The sequence below is a fragment of the Segeticoccus rhizosphaerae genome (assembly GCF_009192725.1).
Lineage (GTDB): Bacteria > Actinomycetota > Actinomycetes > Actinomycetales > Dermatophilaceae > Segeticoccus > Segeticoccus rhizosphaerae.
In genome coordinates, this window is the sequence record NZ_VOHR01000318.1 from 1 (window position 1) to 4196 (window position 4196).

Annotated in this window: 5 protein-coding genes; 3 read left to right on the plus strand and 2 right to left on the minus strand. The window is 71.7% G+C overall.

Features of this window, described 5'->3' with window-relative positions; genetic code table 11:
- The coding region (locus tag FRW57_RS18115) for a LysR family transcriptional regulator (RefSeq protein ID WP_152186661.1) at positions 1-238 on the minus strand (238 nt) is incomplete at its 3' end.
- A gap of 81 nt (positions 239-319) precedes the next feature.
- On the opposite strand from FRW57_RS18115, the gene FRW57_RS18120 reads away from it, so the two are divergent.
- The 3 genes from FRW57_RS18120 to FRW57_RS18130 are packed head-to-tail and all read left to right on the plus strand — an operon-like array spanning position 320 to position 3626.
- Positions 320-1450, plus strand: coding sequence for an aminotransferase class V-fold PLP-dependent enzyme (locus FRW57_RS18120; protein ID WP_152186662.1), 1131 nt, complete (start codon positions 320-322; stop codon positions 1448-1450).
- Between the two features lie 44 nt (positions 1451-1494).
- The gene (locus FRW57_RS18125; protein ID WP_152186663.1) at positions 1495-2766 is read left to right on the plus strand and encodes a patatin-like phospholipase family protein; all 1272 of its coding nucleotides are present in this window, start codon (positions 1495-1497) and stop codon (positions 2764-2766) included.
- A 20-nt stretch (positions 2767-2786) separates the two neighbouring features.
- Entirely contained in the window at positions 2787-3626 is an 840-nt protein-coding gene (locus FRW57_RS18130; protein ID WP_137123460.1) for an NAD-dependent protein deacetylase, read from the plus strand.
- Between the two features lie 35 nt (positions 3627-3661).
- On the opposite strand, the gene lexA is transcribed toward FRW57_RS18130, so the two are convergent.
- A partial coding sequence (lexA, locus tag FRW57_RS18135; RefSeq protein WP_152186664.1) for a transcriptional repressor LexA occupies positions 3662-4196 on the minus strand: 535 nt, incomplete at its 5' end.

The following is a 4196-nucleotide window of genomic DNA, read 5'->3' on the forward strand; positions in this document are numbered from 1 at the left end:
TGGCCGCCTCGAGGGCCGCGAGCACCGGCACCGCGTGCCGGGCGAGCACGTCCCCGGCCTCGGTGAGCCGCACGCTGCGTCCGATCCGCTCGACGAGCACCGTGCCGGTGCGCTCCTCGAGCCGGCGCACCATCTGTGAGATGGCCGGCTGGGAGAAGCCGAGAGCGGCTGCGGCAGCCGTGAAGCTGCCCTCGTCGTGGATCGCCTTCATCACCCGAAGGCCGGCGGCGTCGATCATGACCCAACCATAATCGAGCGTTACTCAAAGTCAATAACTTGTGGTCTTGTGTGATAAGTCGGAATCGGTCATCGTGGATGTATGCCGACTCTCACCTCCCCGCGCCAGGGACAGCCCGAGCTCCCCGCAGCAGCCAGTTCCACCAGCAGTTCCCCCAGCGCGGACGCGCTGGCGCGGCTCAAGGCCCAGTTTGCGCCGGCACCCGGCTACCTCAACGCGAGCACCATGGGCCTGCCGCCCGAGCCTGTGGTCCAGGCGCTCCGGTCCGCGCTGGAGCAGTGGCAGCTCGGCCGCGCGACCGCCACCGGTTACGACGCCGACGTCCAGGCGGCGCGCACGGCATACGGGCGGTTCGTCGGCGTGCCCGCCGAGTGGGTCTCAGTCGGTCCGCAGGCGTCGGTGTATGCCGGGGTGGTCGCCGCATCGTTGCCCGACGGGGCCGAGGTGCTCTGCGTCGAGGGTGACTTCACCTCGATGATCTTCCCGTTCCTCGTCCAGGCGCAGACGGGTCGGATCAGTGTCCGCCATGTGCCGCTCGGCGAGGTGGCCGCGTCGATCACCGAGCGCACCACGCTGGTCTCGTTCTCCCTGGCGCAGAGCGCGTGCGGGAGCCTCTGTGATGGGGCGGCGATCGCCGAATCCGCTCGCCTTGCAGGCGCGCTCACCTTCTGCGACGTCACCCAGGCAGCGGGCTGGCTGCCGTTCGACGCGGGCGACTACGACCTGACCGTCTGTTCGGCCTACAAGTGGATGTGCCAGCCGCGCGGCACGACGTATTTCACCGTGCGCCCCGGTGCCGTCTCGTGGCTGCGGCCCGTGGTCGCCGGTTGGTATGCCGGTGACGACATCTGGGGCTCCTGCTACGGACCGGACATGGTGCTGTCCTCGAACGCCAGCCGCTTCGACGTCTCACCGGCCTGGCTGTCGTGGGTCGGCGCGGTCCCCGCACTCGAGGTGATGTCGATGGCGCCGATCGAGGCGATCCGTGACCACGACGTGGCACTCGCCGACGGCCTGCGAGAGCGGCTCGGTCTGCGCCCGGAAGGCCGGCCGGTGCTTCGGCTCGACGACGCCGACGGTTCGATCGCCACCCGGCTGGGTGACGCCGGGGTCACCGTGTCGTCACGGGCCGGGGGCGTGCGGATCGCCTTCCACGTCTGGAACACCGCCGCCGACGTCGACCTCGTGGCCGACGCCCTCGGCGCCCGGTAACCCGTCCGGCCGCCGAAGTCGGCGCCGCGTGGTTGCATGGTGGCGTGTCCCGACCACGTCACCCGGCGAGTCCGGCGACGGCCCAGCTGGCCGCGGCCGGGCCGGCACCGGACGGGCCGGCCGCGCCGGGACCCCGGCACGGCACGGCGCTCTGCCTCTCCGGCGGCGGCTACCGCGCGGCGTTGTTCCACCTCGGCGCGGTCCGCCGGCTCAACGAGCTCGGCGTCCTCGGCGGGTTGCGGTCGATCAGCGGCGTCTCGGGGGGAGCACTGACCGCCAACCTGCTCGCCGACTCACGGCTGGTCTGGCCGGACGAGTCGGGCGGGGAGGTGGTGGTGAAGGGCTTCGAGCGCTACGTCGCCGACCCGTTGCGCCGCCTCGCCGGGCACAACGTGCGGACCCCCGCGCTGCTGGCCAAGCTCTGGCCGCCGCGCTGGTTCATGCCGGACAGCGCGGTGCGAGCGCTCGCGGGCCGGCTGGCCGTGGCCGTGCCGTGGTGGGCGGGTGACCTGCGCGACAACGCGCCCGACGGTCCCGCGGTGCTCACCTGCGCGACCGAGGTTGCCTACGGCGTCTCGTGGATCTTCGCTGACCCCAACGCGGTCCGGCCCCACGGCCGTGTGGGCGACTACCGCCTCGGCCACGCCGACCCACCGCCCGGACTGCGGATCGCCGACGCGGTCGCCGCGACCTGCGCCTACCCGCCGTTCTTCGCCCCGCAGGTCCTCAACGGTGTGGAGATGGGCCTGAAGGGCGGCGACCCCGGGCACGCCGACCCGCAGCAGCACGCCGAGATCCTGCGGCACATCGAGCTCACCGACGGCGGCGCCTACGACACGCTGGGGGTTGAGGCAGTGTGGGCCGACCACGCGACGGTGCTGGTCAGCGACGGCGGCACGGTGTTCCGGGCGCGCACCACGCACACCGTGTGGGGCCAACTGCTGCAGATCCTCGGGATCGCCACCAGCGGCGGCCAGACCACCCGGCTGCGGTGGCTGCAGGCGCGCTTCGCCCAGGACGCGCTCACCGGAGCCAGCTGGTCGTTGGATGCCGTTGTCCCCGGCCACTACCCGGCCGCCACCACCGAACGCATCAACGCGGTGCGCACCGACCTCGACGCGTTCAGCGACGGCTTGCAGCAGGTGCTCGAGCGACACGGATACCTCGTGGCCGACCAAGCGGTGCGCGAGCACGCCCCACGCCTGATCCGGCTGGATGCACCGCTGGAGCCGCCGCATCCGCAGGTCGCCGACGCGAAGGTCGCGGACGGCATACTGCGTGGATCGTCACGGCGCACCTTGTTGGGGCGCTTCTGACCGTCCCGCATACTGGGAGCATGACCGCCGTTGCCACGTCCCGGGACGAGACGTATGCCGCGCTGGTCCAGTTGGTGCGCGGCGGCGACCTGACCGTCCTGACCGGGGCGGGGCTGTCCACCGAGTCGGGGATCCCGGACTACCGCGGCCCCGAGGGCATCCGGCGCGTGACCCCCATGACGTATGACGAGTTCGTCGCCTCCTCCAGCGCCCGGCAGCGTTACTGGGCAAGGAGTTTCATGGGATGGGGGCGATTCAAGGCGGCGGCGCCCAACGCAGGACACCGGGCGGTTGCCGAACTGGAACGGCGGGGCCTGACGCGGGGCGTCATCACCCAGAACGTCGACGAGCTGCACCAGAAGGCCGGCGCCCACGACGTCCTCGAGCTGCACGGCACCCTCGACCGGGTGCGCTGCCTCACCTGCGGCGAGACCTACCGGCGCGACGACGTGCAGGCCTGGCTGGACGAGGCCAATCCCGACTTCGAGGTGGCGGTCGGCCAGCTGCGGCCGGACGGCGACGTCGACATCCCCGACGCGGCGATCGAGAGGTTCCGCGCGCCCCGCTGCCTGGTCTGTGGCCACGACACGCTCAAGCCCGACGTGGTGTTCTTCGGTGAGTCGGTGCCGAAACCGTTGGTGGAGCAGTGTTTTGCGTTGGTGGAATCGTCCGCGGGCCTGCTGGTGCTGGGGTCGTCGCTGGCGGTGATGTCGGGATACCGGTTCGTCCGCCGGGCAGACAAGCTGGGGATGCCGATCGCCATCGTCACCCGGGGTTGGTCGCGCGGTGACGGTGAGGCAACGCTGCGGCTGGACGCCCCGTTGGGCGAGACGCTGACCCGGCTGGTGGCCGACCTCTGACCGCGACGATCCGGCCGCGACAGCAGGGGTCCGACTCAGACGCGGCGCAGCACCGCGGTGACCTTGCCGAGGATCGAGGCGTCATCGCCGTCGATCGGCTCGTAGGCGTCGTTGTGCGGCATCAGCCACACGTGTCCCTTGGTGCGCTTGAACGTCTTGACCGTCGCCTCGTGGTCGAGCAGGGCCGCGACGATGTCGCCGTTCTCGGCGGTCTGCTGCTGGTGCACGACCACCCAGTCGCCGTCGCAGATCGCCGCGTCGATCATCGAGTCGCCGACGACCTTGAGCAGGAAGAGCTCGCCCTCGCCGACGATCTGCTTGGGCAGCGGGAAGACGTCCTCGACGACCTCCTCGGCCAGGATCGGTCCACCGGCGGCGATGCGGCCCACCACCGGCACGTACGACGCGGCGGGACGCTCGTCGCCGATGCCCGTCTCGTCGACCTCGTCGGGGGTGGAGGCCGCGCGCGAGTCGCCGGCCCGGTAGCCGCGCGCGCTACGCCCCAGGTCGGGGGAGACGACCTCGATGGCGCGCGGGCGGTCGGGGTCGCGGCGCAGGTAGCCCTTGCGC

Coding starts and splice junctions, on each gene's coding strand:
- FRW57_RS18120 (WP_152186662.1), top strand. CDS start 320: ATGCCGACTCTCACCTCCCCGCGCCAGGGACAGCCCGAGCTCCCCGCA.
- FRW57_RS18130 (WP_137123460.1), top strand. CDS start 2,787: ATGACCGCCGTTGCCACGTCCCGGGACGAGACGTATGCCGCGCTGGTC.